Below are 15,610 nucleotides of genomic sequence, written 5' to 3' on the forward strand. Positions count from 1 at the left end.
CGGCTATCGGCCGCCCCGTCGCGATCAGTTGTCGCCGAGAACCTGACCCGCATTGATACGACCGATCGAGCCCATAAGCTGGCGCAGGAAGCCGATGCCCTTGACCTTGCTCTCGGTCACACGGCGCGACAGCGTCACGACCTGACCTTTCTCAAGCCCGAAGCGTTCGACATTGGTGACGACGCCATTGTCGTTGAACGACACGGCGACGACTTCCCGGCTGATTTCCTCAGGGGCGTGCCAGGTCACGGTTTTCCAACGCGAACCGACGTAATACCAGCCCGAGCCTTCCAGAAGCCCGGTCGAGCTGGGCCGCCCGATCGCGGCCGCGACATCATCACGCGTGCTCTTGCCGACCTCGATCTGGGCGAGGTCTTGGTCAATCGGCACATAGCCGTGGTTACGGTAAATCGGAGAGCAGGCGCCCGCGAAAAGCACCACGCCGAACGCGATAAACAGCATGGCCTTGCGCATCATAGAACCGATCCCCACCTGCAACCCCCTATTGCCTCTGACACTTCGGGCTTTTAGTGACGCTTACATCATGACTGCGCCGCCCTCAAGCGCTAGAGCGCGCCGATTGGGCACTCGGGCGCATGCAAAGGGTCGCAGGACAACACCGAGCGACCCAAAACAAGGAGCCGGACATGACACAGACCCCCGTCGATCCCGACCTGCCCGCCGCCCCCGAGACGATCTGGAGCGAGCCCATGCGGCTGGCCGATCTGCCCAGCCGCAAACCCACGCGCTTCGACATCGAAGCCAAGGGAGAGCGGCTCAAGGCGATCGCAGACTGGGCAGATATTCGCGACGTCGAGGCGCTGCGCCTCAAGGGCGAGCTTGCGCCGAAGGGCCGCTCGGACTGGGAATTGCGCGCGACCCTCGAGGCCCGCGTGGTTCAGGATTGTGTGATCACCCTCGCCCCGGTCACGACCGATATTCGCGAAGAGGTGGTGCGGCGTTATCTCGCCGATATGGAGATGCCGACCTCCGAAGAGGTCGAGATGCCCGAGGATGACACCGCCGAACCGTTGCCCACGACGGTGAATCTCGGCGTGGTCGCGCTCGAGGCGATGGAGCTGGCCCTGCCGCTTTATCCGCGTGCAGCAGACGCGGAACTGGAAGGCGCGCAAGTGACCGAGCCGGGCGCCGAGCCGCTCAGCGACGAACAGATGAAGCCATTTGCCAATCTGCGCGACTTGCTTGCCAAGGGCGAAAACGGTAAGGGCGACGCATAGTGGCAGACGCGGTTTCGCACCGCCCGAAACCGCTTGAAAAATGGCCGGAAAAAAGGCTTGCACGGAAAAAGAATCCGAGTATGTTCCCGGCCTCATTCGACGTTTGGCTTCGCACCCCGAGAGACGCTTTCGGCCAAGTGACGAAACCACAAGGAAAATCAGGGCTGTAACGCCGCAAACACGGGCTACTGGCCCCCGAAACCCCGAGGTTGAGACATGGCTGTCCCTCAGAATAAAGTCACGCGTTCGCGCCGTAACATGCGCCGCGCCCACGACTCGCTTACCGCTGGCAACCCGGCGGAATGCCCCAGCTGCGGCGAACTCAAGCGCCCGCACCACGTCTGCCCGTCCTGCGGTCACTACGCCGACCGTGAGGTCGTCGCTCTGACCGAAGAGGTCGATCTGGACGACGACGCGGCGTAAGCCCGTCGACCCGCGCCGCACGTCATGCAAGATACGCAGGACCAGCCGCAGTCGGGATCGCAGATGAAGGCCGCAGAAATGCGAGCCGCCCAGAAGGGCAAAGCGCCGGCGAATGCCGGCGCTGTCGTTCTGTCCGTTGACGCGATGGGCGGCGATCTTGGCCCCGAGGCCACGATTGCCGGCGTCGCGAAGGCGCATCGCGCTCACCCCGATCTGCATTTCATCATCCACGGCCCGCGCGCGCAGCTCGAACCGCTGATCGCCAAGCACGATCTTGGTGACTGTGTCGATCTGCGTCATGCCGAGCGGACCGTCACGATGGAGGACAAGCCCGCGCAGGTTCTGCGCAACGGGCAGGACACCTCCATGTGGTCGGCCATCGAATCGGTCCGCGACAAGGAGGCCGATGTCGCGGTCTCCTGCGGGAATACCGGGGCGCTGATGCTGATCTCGATGATGCGGCTGCGCAAAATGCCGGGCGTGAACCGTCCGGCCATCGCCTCCTTCTGGCCCTCCCGCGGGCCTGCGGGCTGGAACGTCATGCTCGATATGGGCGCTGACGTGAAAGCCGATGCGGAGGATCTTCTGACTTATGCTCTGATGGGCACCTCCTACGCGCGCAACGCGCTGGGGCTGGAGCGTCCGCGCATCGGTCTGCTGAATATCGGCACCGAAGAGCACAAAGGCCGCCCCGAGCTCAAAGAAGCCTATGAGCTGATCAGCAACGCCCAAGAGGCGGGGCAGTTCGACTTCGCGGGTTTCGTCGAGGGTAATGAGCTGGCCGGCGCACGCGCCGACGTAATCGTGACCGACGGATTCACCGGCAATGTCGCGCTGAAAACCGGCGAGGGCACCGCGAAATTCGTGGCCGAACTCCTGCGCGAGGCGCTGACCTCTTCGGTGATGTCAAAGCTGGGCGCCCTCTTCGCGATGGGTGCGCTCAAGCGCCTGCGGCACAAGACAGATCCGCGCCGCGCCAATGGCGGCGTCTTCCTCGGCCTCAACGGCACGGTCGTGAAATCGCACGGCTCGGCGGATGCCACCAGCTTCGCCGCCGCGATCGAACTGGCCGCCCGTCTGGCACGCTCGGGCTTCGGCGCGAAGCTTGCCGCACGGGTTGCCACCACCCTTCCCTCGGGGCAGGATGAGACCAAATCCGGCGCGCCATCTGCCGCCGAGAAAAGCGAGAGCAGCCAATGACGATCAGATCCGTGGTGCGCGGCGTAGGCCATTACCTGCCCGAGCGCGTTGTCGAGAACGCCGAGTTCGAGAAAACGCTCGATACCACGGATGAATGGATTCGCGGGCGTACCGGGATCGAGCGTCGCCACATCGCCGCCGAAGGGGAATATACCTCCGATCTCGCGATCAAGGCCGCGGAGGCCGCGCTCGAAGACGCGAATATGAGCGTCGACCAGATCGACGCGATCGTCGTCGCGACCTCCACGCCCGACAGCACCTTCCCCTCCGTCGCCACGATGGTTCAGGCGGGACTGGGCTCGACCACGGGCTTTGCCTATGACGTGCAGGCCGTCTGCGCGGGCTTCATCTTCGCACTGACCAATGCGAACGGGCTGATCCTGTCGGGTCAGGCAGAGCGCGTGCTGGTGATCGGCGCCGAAACCTTCTCGCGGATCATGGACTGGACCGACCGGGGCACCTGTGTGCTCTTTGGCGACGGCGCAGGCGCGCTGGTCCTCGAGGCCGCCGAAGGCACCGGCACGGCGAATGATCGCGGCATCCTGTCGTCCGATCTGCATTCCGACGGGCGCTACAAGGATCTGCTCTATGTCGATGGCGGCGTGTCCACCACCGGCACGGCGGGCCATCTGCGCATGCAGGGCAACGCGGTTTTCAAACACGCCGTCACCAAGTTGGCCGAGACCGCCCACAAGGCGCTCGATAAGGCCGGGCTGACCGGTGAGAACGTCGACTGGATCGTGCCACATCAGGCGAACCTGCGCATCATCTCGGCCACGGCCGAGCGGATGCAGCTGCCGATGGACCGCGTGATCGTCACGGTTCAGGACCACGGCAACACCTCTGCGGCCTCGATCCCGCTGGCCCTCTCTGTCGGCAAGCAACGCGGCCAGATCAAGGAAGGCCAGGTGCTGGTCACCGAGGCGATCGGCGGCGGTCTGGCATGGGGTTCGGTCGTCCTGCGCTGGTAAGCGCGGCCTCCCTGCATTCGTTTTACGCGATTCCCGCGCAAACGCGCGTGAGCCCGCGCATCAATCCCGTCCGCCAAGTGCTTGATATTGACTCGGGAATTACGGTCGGTCACTGTTAGCCAAACTCTTTATCCGGGGGGATAGGATGTCGAAGACCCTGACGCGCATGGATCTGAGCGAAGCGGTGTTCCGCGAAGTCGGATTGTCGCGCAATGAATCGGCTCAGCTCGTCGAAAGCGTGCTGCAGCATATGTCCGACGCCCTCGTGGAGGGGGAGACGGTCAAGATCAGCTCGTTCGGCACCTTCTCGGTGCGCGAGAAAGCCAAGCGCATGGGCCGCAATCCCAAGACCGGCGAAGAGGTTCCGATCTCGCCGCGTCGCGTGCTGTCCTTCCGTCCCTCGCATCTGATGAAGGACCGCGTGGCGGCGGGCAACTCGAAGTAACCCGATAACAAATGACAGGTCCTACCGATGGGTAAATCCGCCGACGCGTTTCGGACGATCTCTGAGGTTTCAGACCTTCTCGACACGCCGACCCACGTTCTTCGGTTCTGGGAGAGCAAGTTCACGCAAGTGAAACCGGTCAAGCGTGCCGGCGGGCGGCGGTATTATCGGCCTGCCGATGTGGCCCTTCTGGGCGGCATCAAGCATCTCCTGCATGAAGAAGGTATGACCATCCGCGGCGTGCAGAAACTGCTGCGCGAGGAAGGCATCCGCGAAGTGGCTGCGCGTGGCGAGGTCAGCGTCGAGGATGAGCGCGAGGCCGATGAGGCCACGCGGAGCGCTCCGGAGCCGATTGCCCCGGTTGCCGCGCCTCAGCACAGCCCGGCCCCGCAAGAGGCGCCTCAGGCGCAGAACGCGAACCTCGGCGAGCCCGAGTGGACCGAGGCAGCACCGGACGAGATCGTTCCGCAGGAGGAAGCCCCGCAAGAGGCAGCCTCTCTCGCGGACAGCGCGCAAGATACAGCTGAAGACGAGTCCCAGACCGAGTCGCTCCCTGACCGCCCCGAGGAACTGCTCGATCTCAGCCCTGCCGAGGACACCCCTGTCGAGGCCCATCAGGGCGGCTCGGTGACACCCTTCCCTGCCCCATCGCAGCCTTCCTTCTTCGAAGAGCCGGAGACCGCCTTCAGCGAATCCCCGGAAGAAGACGCGTGGGATGAAGACGCAGAGGCCCCGATGGCGCTCGATGTCGAACCAGAGCCGGAGCCGATGGCCCCTGTCGTGGCGATGACGATCGACCGCGGGCCGCAGGAACGCGCCGCGAAAATCGCCGCACGGGCCGATCTCGCACGGCTATTACATGGGCTGCGTACGCTCGATCCGGCGCGGCTCAGCCCCGCCGACCGGGGCGATCTGCGCATGTTGCGCCTGCGTGCGCAGGCCCTTCAGGTGCGGCTCGCACAGCATGGCTCCGCGCAGGCGGAATGAGTGATCTTAACCCCGGACGAATTGGCGTGAAATTTCTCTCACTAACTGCTTGCACCCGCCGCCCGGTTCGCACTATATCCCCCTCGTCGGGCTGTGGCGCAGCCTGGTTAGCGCGTCCGTCTGGGGGACGGAAGGTCGTGAGTTCGAATCTCGCCAGCCCGACCAATTCGACAAACGCCCACCTCTTCATCGGGGTGGGCGTTCGTGTATCCGGAGGAGGGATCGGATGACCATCGGCGTGCTGCCTGACGCGATGCTGCAAGACATGATCACGCGCGGTGAGATCGCCGCCGAGCCAGCCATCATCCCCGAACAGATCCAACCTGCGAGCCTCGACCTGCGGCTTGGCACCGTGGCCTACCGGCTGCGTGCCTCGTTCCTCGCAGGCAAGGGGCAGAAGGTTTCGCACCGCCTGCATGACTTCGAGATGCACCGCATGGCGCTGACCGATGACGGCGTGGTGCTGGAAAAGGGCTGCGTCTATCTCGTGCCGCTGATGGAGACCCTCGCGCTGCCCGAGGGCGTCACGGCGGTCGCCAATGCCAAAAGCTCCACCGGGCGGCTCGATCTGCTGACTCGCCTGATTACCGATGACGGCACCGAGTTCGACCGAATCCCCGAAGGCTATAGCGGCCCGCTTTATGCAGAGATCTGCCCGCGCAGTTTCTCGGTGCTGGTGCGGCCGGGAATGCGGCTCAACCAGATTCGCTTCCGCGCCGGTCAGGCGGTGCTCAGCGATGCCGAGCTGAAGATCCTGCACCAGCAGGAGCCGCTGGTCGATGGCACCGCGGTGATCGACGAGGGTCTGGGCTTCTCGGTCGATCTCAAGCCCGCCGAGGGCGATCTGGTGGGCTACCGCGCCAAACCCCATACCGGCGTGATCGACATCGACAAGATCGGCCATTACCCGGCCCGCGATTTCTGGGAAGAGGTGCGCGCCTCCGATGGCCGCATCATCCTCGATCCCGGCGCGTTCTATATCCTCGTGAGCCGCGAGGCCGTGACGATCCCGCCCGACCACGCCGCCGAAATGGCGCCCTATCTGGCGATGGTCGGCGAATTCCGCGTCCATTATGCGGGCTTCTTCGATCCCGGCTTCGGGCACGGCGCTGCCGGCGGTACCGGTTCGCGCGGGGTGCTGGAGGTGCGCTGCCACGAAGCCCCCTTCGCGCTGGAGCATGGGCAAGTAGTGGGTCGTCTCGTCTATGAGCGCATGGCCGAGGAGCCGCGCCAGCTTTACGGCAAGGACATCGCCTCGAACTATCAGGGACAGGGCCTGAAGCTCGCCAAGCATTTCCGCATGGGGTGAGCCGGGAATAGCGGCCTTCCAGTGGAAGGACGCCCGGCGAACGCCTGAAGGCAGAACGCCACTCTCTGAGCGGCTGAGGGTCGCGCCCGAGCCTCGGGTGGGCGCTTGGCGCGCTTTGTAGCCTGGCGCTTTATCTCGCAAGCCCCCAGATCGGTCGAGCCCGCGCTGACACCGCCAATGCGCCCTCCCGGGGGGAGGGTCGGGCGCGGCCCGGGGCTGGTCGCCCCGCGCCAGAGCCCCTTTGAGACGCCCTACCCAGTCTGCTGCGTCACGTCATACCCGTAGATCCAGTCGAACCGCCCCACCAGCCGCTCCGGCGTGAACCGCGAGGCGGCACGCAGCGCGAGATGACCAAATGTGCGCGGAGCCCCCGAGAGGTGATAGTTCCGCGCGTTCTTGTTTGCCGCTGTCACGATCTGATCGCAGCGATCCCAGCGCGCCTCCTGATAGGCGGCGAAGGCCACCTCGTCGGTCTCGTAATTGGCAAGCGCCTCGGCCAGAACCCAGGCATCCTCCATCGCCATCACGGCCCCTTGCGCAAGGAAGGGCAGCGTCGGATGCGCCGCGTCGCCCAGAATCGCGACACCGGGCGCGAACCAGCGCTCGGCCACCGGGTGACGGAACAGGCCCCAGAGGTTCACCTTCTCGACCTGATCGAGCCAACCGCGCACGGTCGGGCAGAAATCCTCGAAGGCGGTGCGCAGATTGATCGGATCATCCTCGAGCGCCCAGCTTTCCTCGACCCAGCGATGCCGCTCCTCGACTGCCACGACATTGCGCAGCCCCCGGCCCAGCGGATAACTCACCAGATGCTTGCCCGCGCCCATGAAGACCTGCGCGATCTTCGGCTCGGAATCGTCGCACGGCACCAGCGCGCGCCACGCCACCTGATGGGTGAAGAACGGCGCCACCCGCCCGTTAAGCGCCTCGCGCGTCTTGGAGTTGAGCCCATCCGCGCCAATCAGAAGGTCGGTCTCGATCTCGGCGCCCTGTTTGGTGTGCAGCACCGGATGCGGCCCGGACAGGTCCACCCGCTCGATCTGCTGCAGCAGGCGGATTTTCACCCCCGCCTCGCGCGCCCCATCGGCCAGCAACTCGATCAGCCGGGCGCGATGGACGAAGTGGTAATCCGCATCGGGGCGCAACCGCGCCATGTCCAGCCTGGCGACCTGGCTCCCGGTCTCGCCATCGACGAGCCGCACCGCCTCGGCGCGCGGCCCCGCCGCCTCCAGCGCCTTACCCAGCCCCAAGGCGCGCAGCACCGCCGCCCCGTTGGGCGAAACCTGCAGCCCGGCGCCCACTTCGCGTATCGCCTCGGCCTGTTCGAGCACCTCGACTTCGGCGCCGCGCATCGCCAGAGCCCGCGCCACCGTCAGCCCCGCGATCCCCGCACCCAGAACCGTAACCTTGCGCCCGATCAGCATGGGACCTCCTTCAAAAGCGAACACCGGCACCTTGGCGGTGCCGGTGTCGAATTGTTTTGCGCGCCTTCCCGCCCGAAGGCAACGCGCGTTTTGTGCATCCCCACACGCAGTGCGCGCAGGCGATCAGTCGTCGCGATGCACCCGTTCGCGGCGCTCGTGCTTTTCCTGCGCTTCCAGCGTCATCGTCGCGATCGGACGCGCATCGAGACGCTTGAGCGAGATCGGCTCCCCGGTCTTCTCGCAATAGCCGTATTCGCCATTGTCGATGCGACGCAGCGCCGAGTCGATCTTGCTGACCAGCTTGCGCTGACGGTCGCGGGTGCGCAGTTCCAGCGCACGATCGGTTTCCTCGGAGGCGCGATCGGCAATGTCGGGAACGTTGCGCGCGGATTCCGCGAGACCTTCGAGCGTTTCAGCGGATTGTTCGAGAAGTTCGGCCTTCCACGCCAGAAGCTTTCTGCGGAAATATTCCAGCTGCCGGTCATTCATGAAGGGTTCATTCTCGGCCGGACGATAATCATCCGGAAGGAATACTTCAGCTCTCATACCTGCCCTCTCATACGTGCCGGGGGCGTCACCATGATCGTCATTCGCCATCGGCCAACTCTCCTCGGGCGAGGCAATACCCCAAGAACACAGTGTTGTCACGTCCGCATTCGCCCGGACTGCGTGTTTCCTCATCAATTCTTACGCCCGGGTTGCGGCAGCATTTTGGCGCAGATAGGTTGCAAACGATTTGCGCAAGATCATTGCGCAGCGATCTCGAAACCGGAGCGTGTTCCCCGTGCAATTTCAATCGACCGACAGCTATGTCGCCCCGCCCGATCTGACCGTCGCGGTCAATGCCGCCGTGGCGCTGGAGCGCCCCCTTCTGGTGAAGGGCGAACCGGGTACCGGCAAGACGGAACTCGCGCGGCAGGTGGCGCAGAGCCTCGGGATGGAGATGGTCGAGTGGAACATCAAATCCACCACCAAGGCGCAGCAGGGCCTTTACGAATACGACGCGGTGAGCCGGCTGCGCGACAGCCAGCTGGGCGACGAACGCGTCAACGACGTGAAGAACTACATCCGCAAGGGCAAGCTCTGGCAGGCCTTCGAGGCGGGCGAGAAAGTCGTGCTGCTGATCGACGAGGTCGACAAGGCCGATATCGAGTTCCCGAACGACCTGCTGCAGGAGCTCGATAAGATGGAGTTCCACGTCTACGAGACCGGCGAGACGATCCGGGCCAAACACCGCCCCGTCGTCATCATCACCTCGAATAACGAGAAGGAACTGCCCGACGCCTTCCTGCGCCGCTGCTTCTTCCACTACATCCGCTTTCCAGAGCCGGAAGTGATGCGCGAAATCGTCGCCGTCCACTTCCCCGACATCAAGGACCGCCTGCTGACCGAGGCGCTGAGCCAGTTCTACGAGATCCGCGAAACGCCCGGCCTGAAGAAGAAGCCCTCGACCTCCGAGGTGCTCGACTGGCTGAAGCTGCTGCTGGCCGAGGACCTGAACCCCGAAGACCTCAAACGCGAAGGCGCGAGCCTGCTGCCGAAACTGCACGGCGCGCTTCTGAAGAACGAACAGGACGTGCATCTGTTCGAGCGGCTGGCGTTTATGGCGCGACGTCAGGGGCGGTGAGTCCGGATTGAGCCCATAGCTCCGGGTCTGGACTTTATAGCGTAACAATCATGCATCTCGGGGCGGCGTGGTCGCGCGACCTTGCGTGGCCTATTGCGCTTGATGGGGTTCCCTCTTAAGAAGCCGGTAGGTGCCGGGCACCTGCCGCCTGCGGACGCGAGTCACGGTGAAGCCCGGAACAAGACGACACCTCACCCTCGAAGCATTTCGCAGGTGGGCAATGCAGGCTCCCTCCCGATCCGAAATGCCTCTCTGGAGGAGTGAGCCATGTCCGCTGGACCTGCATCTACTGCAATTGAAAACCGTCTCCTGACACAGCCCGTCGGACGATTGTTCGTGTCGAATGCCCTGCCCATGGCGGTGGTCATGTCGATGGGTGGGCTGCTTAACGTCGTAGACGGGATCTTCGTCGGGCGCTTCGTCGGCGCCCAGGCCCTGGCGTCGGTCAGCCTGGCCTTTCCGGTCGTCATGCTGCTCACGGCACTGACGACTTTGGCCGGTGGCGGCATGTCGAGCTTGCTCGCCCGCCATCTGGGCGCAGGTGCCCGCACACGGGCTGGAGCCGTCTTCGCAGGTGCCCACGGGCTGGCCCTCGCCATCAGCGCGGCGCTTATCGCGGGTGCTTTGTCGATGGGGCCTGTCATCATCTCCACGCTCGCAGCCGGAAACGCGGGGGTCGCAGGTGGGGCGCATAGCTATCTGTTGATCCTGATCCTGGGCACGCCAATCCAGTTCGCTTTGGGTCTGCACGCCGATGCCCTGCGCAACGAGGGACGTGCAGGGCAGATCGCCATGCTCTCGGTGCTCGTGAATCTGCTGAACATCGGCGCGAACTATATCGCGATCGTGCTGTTTGGATTGGGGGTGGCGGGTTCTGCGATCGGCACCGTGGGGGCGCAAACCCTCGGCCTCGCGCTGCTGCTGGTCCTGCGGGAACGCGATCGCGACCTGTTGCCCCTTGGGGCACTCCGCCGCCACAGTTGGCTGTCGGGGTGGCCGCAGATCTTCTCACTCGGGCTCCCTTTGTGCCTGACCTTCATTGGGATGGCATTGGTTTCAAGCGTGGTCCTCCTCGTCGTCGGCACCACCGCCACGAACCATGCAACCTTTATCGCGGCCTACGGCGTGGTGACACGCATTCTCGGACTGGCCTTCCTGCCACAGATGGCGATCGCGCTGAGCACCCAGAGCATCACCGGCAACAACGCGGGGGCGGGCCGGCTGGATCGGGCGGGCGCAGCCTTGCGGCTTGCCATGGGAAGCGCGTTCCTGTGGTGCCTTGGTGTAACGCTCACCGGAGCCTTTCTGGGCGAGCCCTTGAGCGCGATGTTCTCGAACGACCGGGAGGTCGTCTCGGCAGTTGCCGCAATCCTGAGGCCGATGACGGCCCTCAACGTCGTCAGCGGCCCCATCCTCGTCCTCGCCCTGCATTTTCAAGCGATGGGGTATCCGCTCCGGACCGCAGCGCTCACCCTCACCAAGCCGTGGCTGCTGACGCCCGCTTTGCTGCTTGTCCTGAACGCAGTGGCGGGGATCGACGGCCTGTGGTTCGCCTTCCCCATCGCCGATGCTGCGCTCTTTGCGCTGGCCTTGATCCTTGTCGTCCGAAACCGCCTCACTGCGCCCATCTCCGCAACGCCGCACGCGAAGGAAGCCGCATGACACAAGCATCCCTCGACACCGTCAAGATGCAGGCCAAGGCACTGCGTCAGGCCTTGCAGGCCCAGGGTATGACCGTCAGTCATGCCCAGGCTCTCGAACTCGTCGCCCGGCAACATGGGGCGCGGGACTGGAACACGCTTCACGCCCGTCTCAGTCAACGCAATGCGCCACCGGAACTTGCCCTGGGCGACCGGGTGACCGGACACTACCTCGGACAAGCCTTTAGCGGAAAGATCGTCGCCCTTTCGGGTCCCGCCGCGCATCGCCGGGTCGAAATCGCGCTGGATAGGCCGATCGACACGGTGCGGTTCGACAGCTTCTCGAATTGGCGGTCCCGCATTCGTGGCACGCTGCGCGAAGATGGGTGCAGCCACAGCAGAACGTCGGATGGCACACCCCATCTTACCTTGGAGAAGGCGCCGTCCTGATCTCACATTTCCTTTGAGCGGTAGCCCTTTGCCGGACCTCTTCGGGAGGTTCGGCTTTCGCGGCGAATGGCTACTTTGTCCGCAAAGCTGCCGCGTCGCGATCTGCCGGAGCCCCTCACATGCGCCGCGTGATCCGCGCCGCCTTCCTTGCCCGCTTGACCGCGTCGCGCGCGCCCTGCTGGGCCTTGCGCTCCTTCGCCGTCATCGGGCCCTGCGCTTTGCCCTTGCCGCCTCGCTTCGAGGCCATTCCGACGCCCTTGTTGATCCCCCAGTTGATCCCGCGGCGCAGGAACATCCGGATGACCATGTTGATGATCTGGTTGAAGTTCATCGGATATCCCCCTGTCAATCCTCGAACAATTCGGATTGGCCGGTCTGGGCCTCGTCCTCCTCGCCCTCCTCGTCGTCATCCGAGCCTGCACCCGGCAGGGGGCGCGAGTCCAGCAGACCGGCGGCGCGCAGCTCCTTGAGGCCCGGCAGGTCGCGGGCGCTCTCGAGGCTGAACTGGTCGAGGAATTCCTGCGTCACGACGAAGGTGACGGGGCGGCCCGGCGTCATCCGGCGGCGACCGAAGCGGATCCATTCCATCTCCAGCAACTGGTCGATCGTGCCGCGCGAGACGGCGACGCCGCGGATCTCTTCGATCTCGGCGCGGGTGACCGGCTGGTGATAGGCGATGATCGCGAGCGTCTCGACGGCGGCGCGGGACAGTTTGCGCTCCTCCACCGTCTCTTTCTGCATCAGGAAGGCGAGATCGGGCGCGGTGCGCACTGCCCAGGCGTCGCCGACCTTCACCACACGCACGCCGCGTCCCTCGTAGCGCTTGCGCAGATGCACGAGCGCCTCGGCGGGGTCGCAACCATGCGGCATCCGCTCTTCCATCTCGCGGATGCGGACCGGTTCGGCAGAGGCGAAGAGGATCGCTTCGACCATCCGCTCCTGCTCGGCGATGGGCGGCGCCGCGAAAAGGGTTTCTTCTTTTTCTTCAGTCTGTTCCGGTTCGTCGTTCATGTCTTTTTCCGGATCGAAATGGGTTGGAACGTATCGCTCTGGCGCAGCTCGATCTGGCCTTGCTTGGCCATTTCCAACGAGGCCGCGAAGGTCGCGGCGGTGGCCGAGCGTCGGCGTTTGGGATCGGCGGTCCAGCCGTCGGGCAGGAAGGTGGTCAGCTCCGACCAGCCGCCCGCGAAACCGATCAGCCCGCGCATCCGGTCCAGCGCCTCCTCCATCGTGAAGACATTGGTCCGATCGAACGCGTAGGGCCGGAATTCATCGCGCGTGCGGATGCGCGCATAGGCCTGCATCAGGTCCATCAGCGAGGCCGAATAGGTGACCTTGCGGACGCGCTCGACCTCTTCCGAGATGCCGCGCGCGAAGGTGTCGCGCCCCAGCCGGTCGCGCGCCATCAACTGCGCCGCCGCCTCGCGCATCGCCTGCAGGCGTTCCAGCTGGAAGGCGAGGTGTTCTGCCAGATCTTCCGCCGAGGGGCCTTCGGCCTCCGGGTCGGGCGGCAGCAGAAGCCGCGATTTCAGGAAGGCGAGCCACGCCGCCATCACGAGGTAATCGGCGGCCAACTCGATACGCAGCGCCTTGGCGCGGTCAACGAAGGCCAGATATTGCTCGGCCAGTTGCAGCACGGAGATCTTGCGCAGATCGACTTTCTGGCTGCGCGAAAGCGTCAGAAGAAGGTCGAGCGGGCCTTCGAACCCGTCGACATCGACGATCAGCGCCTCGGCCTGAAGCCGATCCGCTACCGTTTGCGAGTCGAACAGATTTTCGGTGTCACTCATCCATGCCGCCGCTCAAGAGTGCCTCAAGTTCGGCATCGAGCGCGGCCATGTCAACTGTCTCGGGCGGCAAGCGCCGGTCCAGCGCGGCCTCGGCGCGCGCCTTTGCCGCCTCGCTCATCGCCGGAGCGGCCATCGCCACCTCTTCCATCGCGGGCATGTCGCCCTTGCAATGGAGCACCAGATCGCAGCCAGCCGCCAGCGCGGCAGCCGTGCGTGTCCCGAAGCCACCCGCCAGCGCCTCCATCCCGATATCGTCGCTCATCAGGAGCCCGCCGAAGCCGATCTCCTCGCGGATAATCTTGATGGTCTTCGCGCTTTGCGTCGCGGGAGCGTCATCTAGCGCAGTGAAGCGGATATGTGCGGTCATCCCCAGCGGGAGATCAGCGAGCGCCTTGAAGGGCGCGAAATCGCTCGCGATCAGATCGGCCTTGGAGGCCTCGACCACCGGCAGGTCCTTGTGGCTGTCGGAGATCGCACGGCCATGGCCGGGGATATGCTTGATCACCGGCAGCACGCCGCCTGCCAGCAGCCCCTCGGCCGTGGCGCGCGCATTGGCGATCACGGTAGCCGCATCCTTGCCCAGACAGCGGTTTTGCAGGAAGGGATGGGTCAGAAGCCCCGCGATATCGCAGGTGGGCGCGCAGTTCACGTCGATGCCGACCGCACGCAGCTCCTCCGCCATGATCCGCGAGCGCAGCCAGAAGGAGCGCGGCGCCTGCGCCCCTGCCCGCTTCGCCTGCTCCAGCGGCGGCAGCCATTCGCGCCACTGGGGCCCGCGCATCCGCTGCACCCGCCCGCCTTCCTGATCGATCAGCACCGGCGCATCGCGCCCAACGGCCCCGCGCAGCGCATCGGTCAACCGGGCGACCTGCTCGGGCTTGTCGATATTGCGCGAGAACAGGATGAAGCCCCACGGGTCGGCCTCGCGGAAGAAATCGCGTTCACGCGCGGAGAGCTCGGTCCCCTCGCAGCCGAAGATCGCGGCGACGCCCATCAGCGCGCCTGCGTCGGGATGCAGTTCTGCCGCTCGGCCACGAGGGCGGCGCAGAACTGGCGCGCTTCGGTCACGTCGTCAAAGCCCGCGACGCGCAGGCGATAGAAATCGCGCCCGCCCGAGCTCGCCTTCTGAACCACGCGCTTTTTGCCGGACATCAGCGCGTCGAAGCGCTTGGCGATGCGGTCCCATTCTCCCTTGGCCGCGGCCTCGGTGTCGAAGGCGCCAAGTTGCACGAGGCGCGTGCCCGCCGCCAGATCCGCAGGGTTGATGTCGACGACGCCCGCCTCGGCCTGACCGGAGGACATCTGCTTCGTCACCGCCTGCTCCAGCGCCGCCGCCAGAAGCTGATCGCGCATCGGCTTGGTCTGCGGCCGCGGCGAGCGCGAGACACCCGGAACGGTAGCCGGGATCACACCTTCGACCGTCTCGCTTTCAGGCGTCGCTTCCTGCTCCACCGCATCGGGGCGCGTCTCGGGCATGGCCGGGCTCATCAGAGCGGGCTTCACGGGAATGTCGGGCGCGTCCTTGACCTGAGAGGGATCGGCATTGAGCGCGGCAGGCTCGAGCGCCGCGATCGCCGCCTCTACGGCCGGATTGGCCGCAGCGTTGGCCTCCTCGCCTGCCACCTTGGCCTCTGCCGCCAACTCGCCCATCGGCTTGTCATCGTCGGTGAAGCCTTCCGGGCTGGGCGCGAGCGTCACTTTCTCGGGCGCAGGCGCCGCCTGCCCCGTGCCAGCGACGTCGTTCACGGCAAGACCGGTATGGCGCGCAAGTTCGCCGCCCGGGTCCTCGGGCGCGATCCGGGCGGGCCCGTCCATCGCGCGGATCACCGGCACGCCGTTGAGATCGCGCATCGCCAGCTTGTAGCCCCAGACCACCAGACCCGCGATCATCGCGACCGATGTCAGCGCGCCGGCCACATTGACCCATCGCGACACGACTCGTGGCGCACGTTCAGGAGCGGGATCTTCGGGATGCGCGTAATGGGGCTGCGGGTGTTCATGCCCGTAACCCCCACTCTCGCGGTAGTCGTAGGTCGTCATGCTCGTCGCCTCGCCGCCGGTTGCCCGGCCTTGCCCGGTTGACCCGGAATTTGCCTGTTCCCGGCG

18 protein-coding genes and 1 tRNA gene are annotated in these 15,610 nt (G+C 65.3%); 11 read left to right on the top strand and 8 right to left on the bottom strand.

From position 1 onward, the window contains the following. Positions 1-24: 24 nt before the first annotated feature. Positions 25-477 carry an outer membrane protein assembly factor BamE gene (locus BMI87_RS16975; protein WP_078522808.1) on the bottom strand — a complete coding sequence of 151 codons (453 nt, stop codon included), beginning with the start codon at positions 475-477 and terminating at the stop codon, positions 25-27. A gap of 170 nt (positions 478-647) precedes the next feature. Between BMI87_RS16975 and BMI87_RS16980 the strand changes: the two genes are divergently transcribed. The 8 genes from BMI87_RS16980 to BMI87_RS17015 all read left to right on the top strand — a co-directional run bounded on the left by BMI87_RS16980 (position 648) and on the right by BMI87_RS17015 (position 6,573). After that, positions 648-1,238 (top strand): DUF177 domain-containing protein, encoded by a 591-nt coding sequence (locus BMI87_RS16980; RefSeq protein ID WP_078522809.1) that lies wholly within the window; start codon positions 648-650, stop codon positions 1,236-1,238. Between the two features lie 216 nt (positions 1,239-1,454). Then, positions 1,455-1,661 (top strand): 50S ribosomal protein L32, encoded by a 207-nt coding sequence (rpmF, locus tag BMI87_RS16985; RefSeq protein ID WP_078522810.1) that lies wholly within the window; start codon positions 1,455-1,457, stop codon positions 1,659-1,661. Between the two features lie 78 nt (positions 1,662-1,739). Beyond that, positions 1,740-2,861 carry a phosphate acyltransferase PlsX gene (gene plsX / locus BMI87_RS16990; protein ID WP_078522910.1) on the top strand — a complete coding sequence of 374 codons (1,122 nt, stop codon included), beginning with the start codon at positions 1,740-1,742 and terminating at the stop codon, positions 2,859-2,861. Beyond that, entirely contained in the window at positions 2,858-3,832 is a 975-nt protein-coding gene (locus BMI87_RS16995) for a beta-ketoacyl-ACP synthase III (protein WP_078522811.1), read from the top strand. The genes plsX and BMI87_RS16995 overlap by 4 nt, the downstream gene beginning before the upstream one ends. A 145-nt stretch (positions 3,833-3,977) precedes the next feature. Next, a complete protein-coding gene (gene ihfA / locus BMI87_RS17000) occupies positions 3,978-4,277 on the top strand; it encodes an integration host factor subunit alpha (RefSeq protein WP_075775489.1) in 300 nt (99 codons plus the stop codon). 27 nt (positions 4,278-4,304) lie between these two features. After that, positions 4,305-5,264: a MerR family transcriptional regulator gene (locus BMI87_RS17005; RefSeq protein WP_078522812.1), complete on the top strand. Its 960-nt coding sequence runs from the start codon at positions 4,305-4,307 to the stop codon at positions 5,262-5,264. Positions 5,265-5,351: 87 nt separating this feature from the next. Beyond that, positions 5,352-5,429: transfer RNA gene (locus BMI87_RS17010), tRNA-Pro, on the top strand. 61 nt (positions 5,430-5,490) lie between these two features. Continuing rightward, complete coding sequence (locus BMI87_RS17015; protein WP_078522813.1) at positions 5,491-6,573, top strand: 2'-deoxycytidine 5'-triphosphate deaminase; 1,083 nt, start codon at positions 5,491-5,493, stop codon at positions 6,571-6,573. A gap of 251 nt (positions 6,574-6,824) precedes the next feature. Here BMI87_RS17015 and BMI87_RS17020 read toward each other — a convergent pair whose 3' ends face one another. Together BMI87_RS17020 and dksA are read right to left on the bottom strand one after the other, a co-directional pair. After that, entirely contained in the window at positions 6,825-7,997 is a 1,173-nt protein-coding gene (locus BMI87_RS17020; RefSeq protein WP_078522814.1) for an FAD-dependent monooxygenase, read from the bottom strand. A gap of 123 nt (positions 7,998-8,120) precedes the next feature. Continuing rightward, complete coding sequence (dksA, locus tag BMI87_RS17025) at positions 8,121-8,543, bottom strand: RNA polymerase-binding protein DksA (protein ID WP_078522815.1); 423 nt, start codon at positions 8,541-8,543, stop codon at positions 8,121-8,123. A 238-nt stretch (positions 8,544-8,781) separates the two neighbouring features. Between dksA and BMI87_RS17030 the strand changes: the two genes are divergently transcribed. The 3 genes from BMI87_RS17030 (at position 8,782) to BMI87_RS17040 (ending at position 11,714) form a co-directional block, all read left to right on the top strand. Continuing rightward, complete coding sequence (locus BMI87_RS17030) at positions 8,782-9,624, top strand: MoxR family ATPase (RefSeq protein ID WP_078522911.1); 843 nt, start codon at positions 8,782-8,784, stop codon at positions 9,622-9,624. 267 nt (positions 9,625-9,891) lie between these two features. After that, on the top strand, positions 9,892-11,286 hold the full coding sequence (locus BMI87_RS17035) for an MATE family efflux transporter (protein ID WP_078522816.1): 1,395 nt from the start codon (positions 9,892-9,894) through the stop codon (positions 11,284-11,286). Beyond that, positions 11,283-11,714: a glyoxalase superfamily protein gene (locus BMI87_RS17040; protein ID WP_078522817.1), complete on the top strand. Its 432-nt coding sequence runs from the start codon at positions 11,283-11,285 to the stop codon at positions 11,712-11,714. The genes BMI87_RS17035 and BMI87_RS17040 overlap by 4 nt, the downstream gene beginning before the upstream one ends. 115 nt (positions 11,715-11,829) lie before the next feature. On the opposite strand, the gene BMI87_RS17045 is transcribed toward BMI87_RS17040, so the two are convergent. From BMI87_RS17045 to BMI87_RS17065, 5 genes are read right to left on the bottom strand one after another with little or no spacing between them, the layout of a single operon-like run. Then, positions 11,830-12,045: a hypothetical protein gene (locus BMI87_RS17045; RefSeq protein ID WP_078522818.1), complete on the bottom strand. Its 216-nt coding sequence runs from the start codon at positions 12,043-12,045 to the stop codon at positions 11,830-11,832. A gap of 14 nt (positions 12,046-12,059) precedes the next feature. Further along, positions 12,060-12,725 carry an SMC-Scp complex subunit ScpB gene (gene scpB / locus BMI87_RS17050; RefSeq protein ID WP_078522819.1) on the bottom strand — a complete coding sequence of 222 codons (666 nt, stop codon included), beginning with the start codon at positions 12,723-12,725 and terminating at the stop codon, positions 12,060-12,062. After that, a complete protein-coding gene (locus BMI87_RS17055; protein ID WP_078522820.1) occupies positions 12,722-13,504 on the bottom strand; it encodes a ScpA family protein in 783 nt (260 codons plus the stop codon). Before BMI87_RS17055 ends, scpB begins: the two co-directional genes overlap by 4 nt. Continuing rightward, positions 13,497-14,498 carry a beta-N-acetylhexosaminidase gene (gene nagZ, locus BMI87_RS17060; protein WP_078522821.1) on the bottom strand — a complete coding sequence of 334 codons (1,002 nt, stop codon included), beginning with the start codon at positions 14,496-14,498 and terminating at the stop codon, positions 13,497-13,499. Before nagZ ends, BMI87_RS17055 begins: the two co-directional genes overlap by 8 nt. Beyond that, entirely contained in the window at positions 14,498-15,544 is a 1,047-nt protein-coding gene (locus tag BMI87_RS17065) for an SPOR domain-containing protein (protein WP_078522822.1), read from the bottom strand. The genes nagZ and BMI87_RS17065 overlap by 1 nt, the downstream gene beginning before the upstream one ends. Positions 15,545-15,610: the final 66 nt, after the last annotated feature.

It is taken from the genome of Thioclava sp. F28-4, assembly GCF_002020045.1.
Lineage (GTDB): Bacteria > Pseudomonadota > Alphaproteobacteria > Rhodobacterales > Rhodobacteraceae > Thioclava > Thioclava sediminum.

What these genes read in the sequence shown, in the direction of transcription:
- ihfA (WP_075775489.1), top strand. Translation starts at nt 3,978, where the DNA reads ATGTCGAAGACCCTGACGCGCATGGATCTGAGCGAAGCGGTGTTCCGC.
- BMI87_RS16980 (WP_078522809.1), top strand. Translation starts at nt 648, where the DNA reads ATGACACAGACCCCCGTCGATCCCGACCTGCCCGCCGCCCCCGAGACG.
- BMI87_RS17015 (WP_078522813.1), top strand. Translation starts at nt 5,491, where the DNA reads ATGACCATCGGCGTGCTGCCTGACGCGATGCTGCAAGACATGATCACG.
- nagZ (WP_078522821.1), bottom strand. Translation starts at nt 14,498, where the DNA reads ATGGGCGTCGCCGCGATCTTCGGCTGCGAGGGGACCGAGCTCTCCGCG.
- dksA (WP_078522815.1), bottom strand. Translation starts at nt 8,543, where the DNA reads ATGAGAGCTGAAGTATTCCTTCCGGATGATTATCGTCCGGCCGAGAAT.
- plsX (WP_078522910.1), top strand. Translation starts at nt 1,740, where the DNA reads ATGCGAGCCGCCCAGAAGGGCAAAGCGCCGGCGAATGCCGGCGCTGTC.
- BMI87_RS17020 (WP_078522814.1), bottom strand. Translation starts at nt 7,997, where the DNA reads ATGCTGATCGGGCGCAAGGTTACGGTTCTGGGTGCGGGGATCGCGGGG.
- scpB (WP_078522819.1), bottom strand. Translation starts at nt 12,725, where the DNA reads ATGAACGACGAACCGGAACAGACTGAAGAAAAAGAAGAAACCCTTTTC.
- BMI87_RS17065 (WP_078522822.1), bottom strand. Translation starts at nt 15,544, where the DNA reads ATGACGACCTACGACTACCGCGAGAGTGGGGGTTACGGGCATGAACAC.
- BMI87_RS16975 (WP_078522808.1), bottom strand. Translation starts at nt 477, where the DNA reads ATGATGCGCAAGGCCATGCTGTTTATCGCGTTCGGCGTGGTGCTTTTC.
- BMI87_RS17005 (WP_078522812.1), top strand. Translation starts at nt 4,305, where the DNA reads ATGGGTAAATCCGCCGACGCGTTTCGGACGATCTCTGAGGTTTCAGAC.
- BMI87_RS16995 (WP_078522811.1), top strand. Translation starts at nt 2,858, where the DNA reads ATGACGATCAGATCCGTGGTGCGCGGCGTAGGCCATTACCTGCCCGAG.
- BMI87_RS17045 (WP_078522818.1), bottom strand. Translation starts at nt 12,045, where the DNA reads ATGAACTTCAACCAGATCATCAACATGGTCATCCGGATGTTCCTGCGC.
- rpmF (WP_078522810.1), top strand. Translation starts at nt 1,455, where the DNA reads ATGGCTGTCCCTCAGAATAAAGTCACGCGTTCGCGCCGTAACATGCGC.
- BMI87_RS17035 (WP_078522816.1), top strand. Translation starts at nt 9,892, where the DNA reads ATGTCCGCTGGACCTGCATCTACTGCAATTGAAAACCGTCTCCTGACA.
- BMI87_RS17040 (WP_078522817.1), top strand. Translation starts at nt 11,283, where the DNA reads ATGACACAAGCATCCCTCGACACCGTCAAGATGCAGGCCAAGGCACTG.
- BMI87_RS17055 (WP_078522820.1), bottom strand. Translation starts at nt 13,504, where the DNA reads ATGAGTGACACCGAAAATCTGTTCGACTCGCAAACGGTAGCGGATCGG.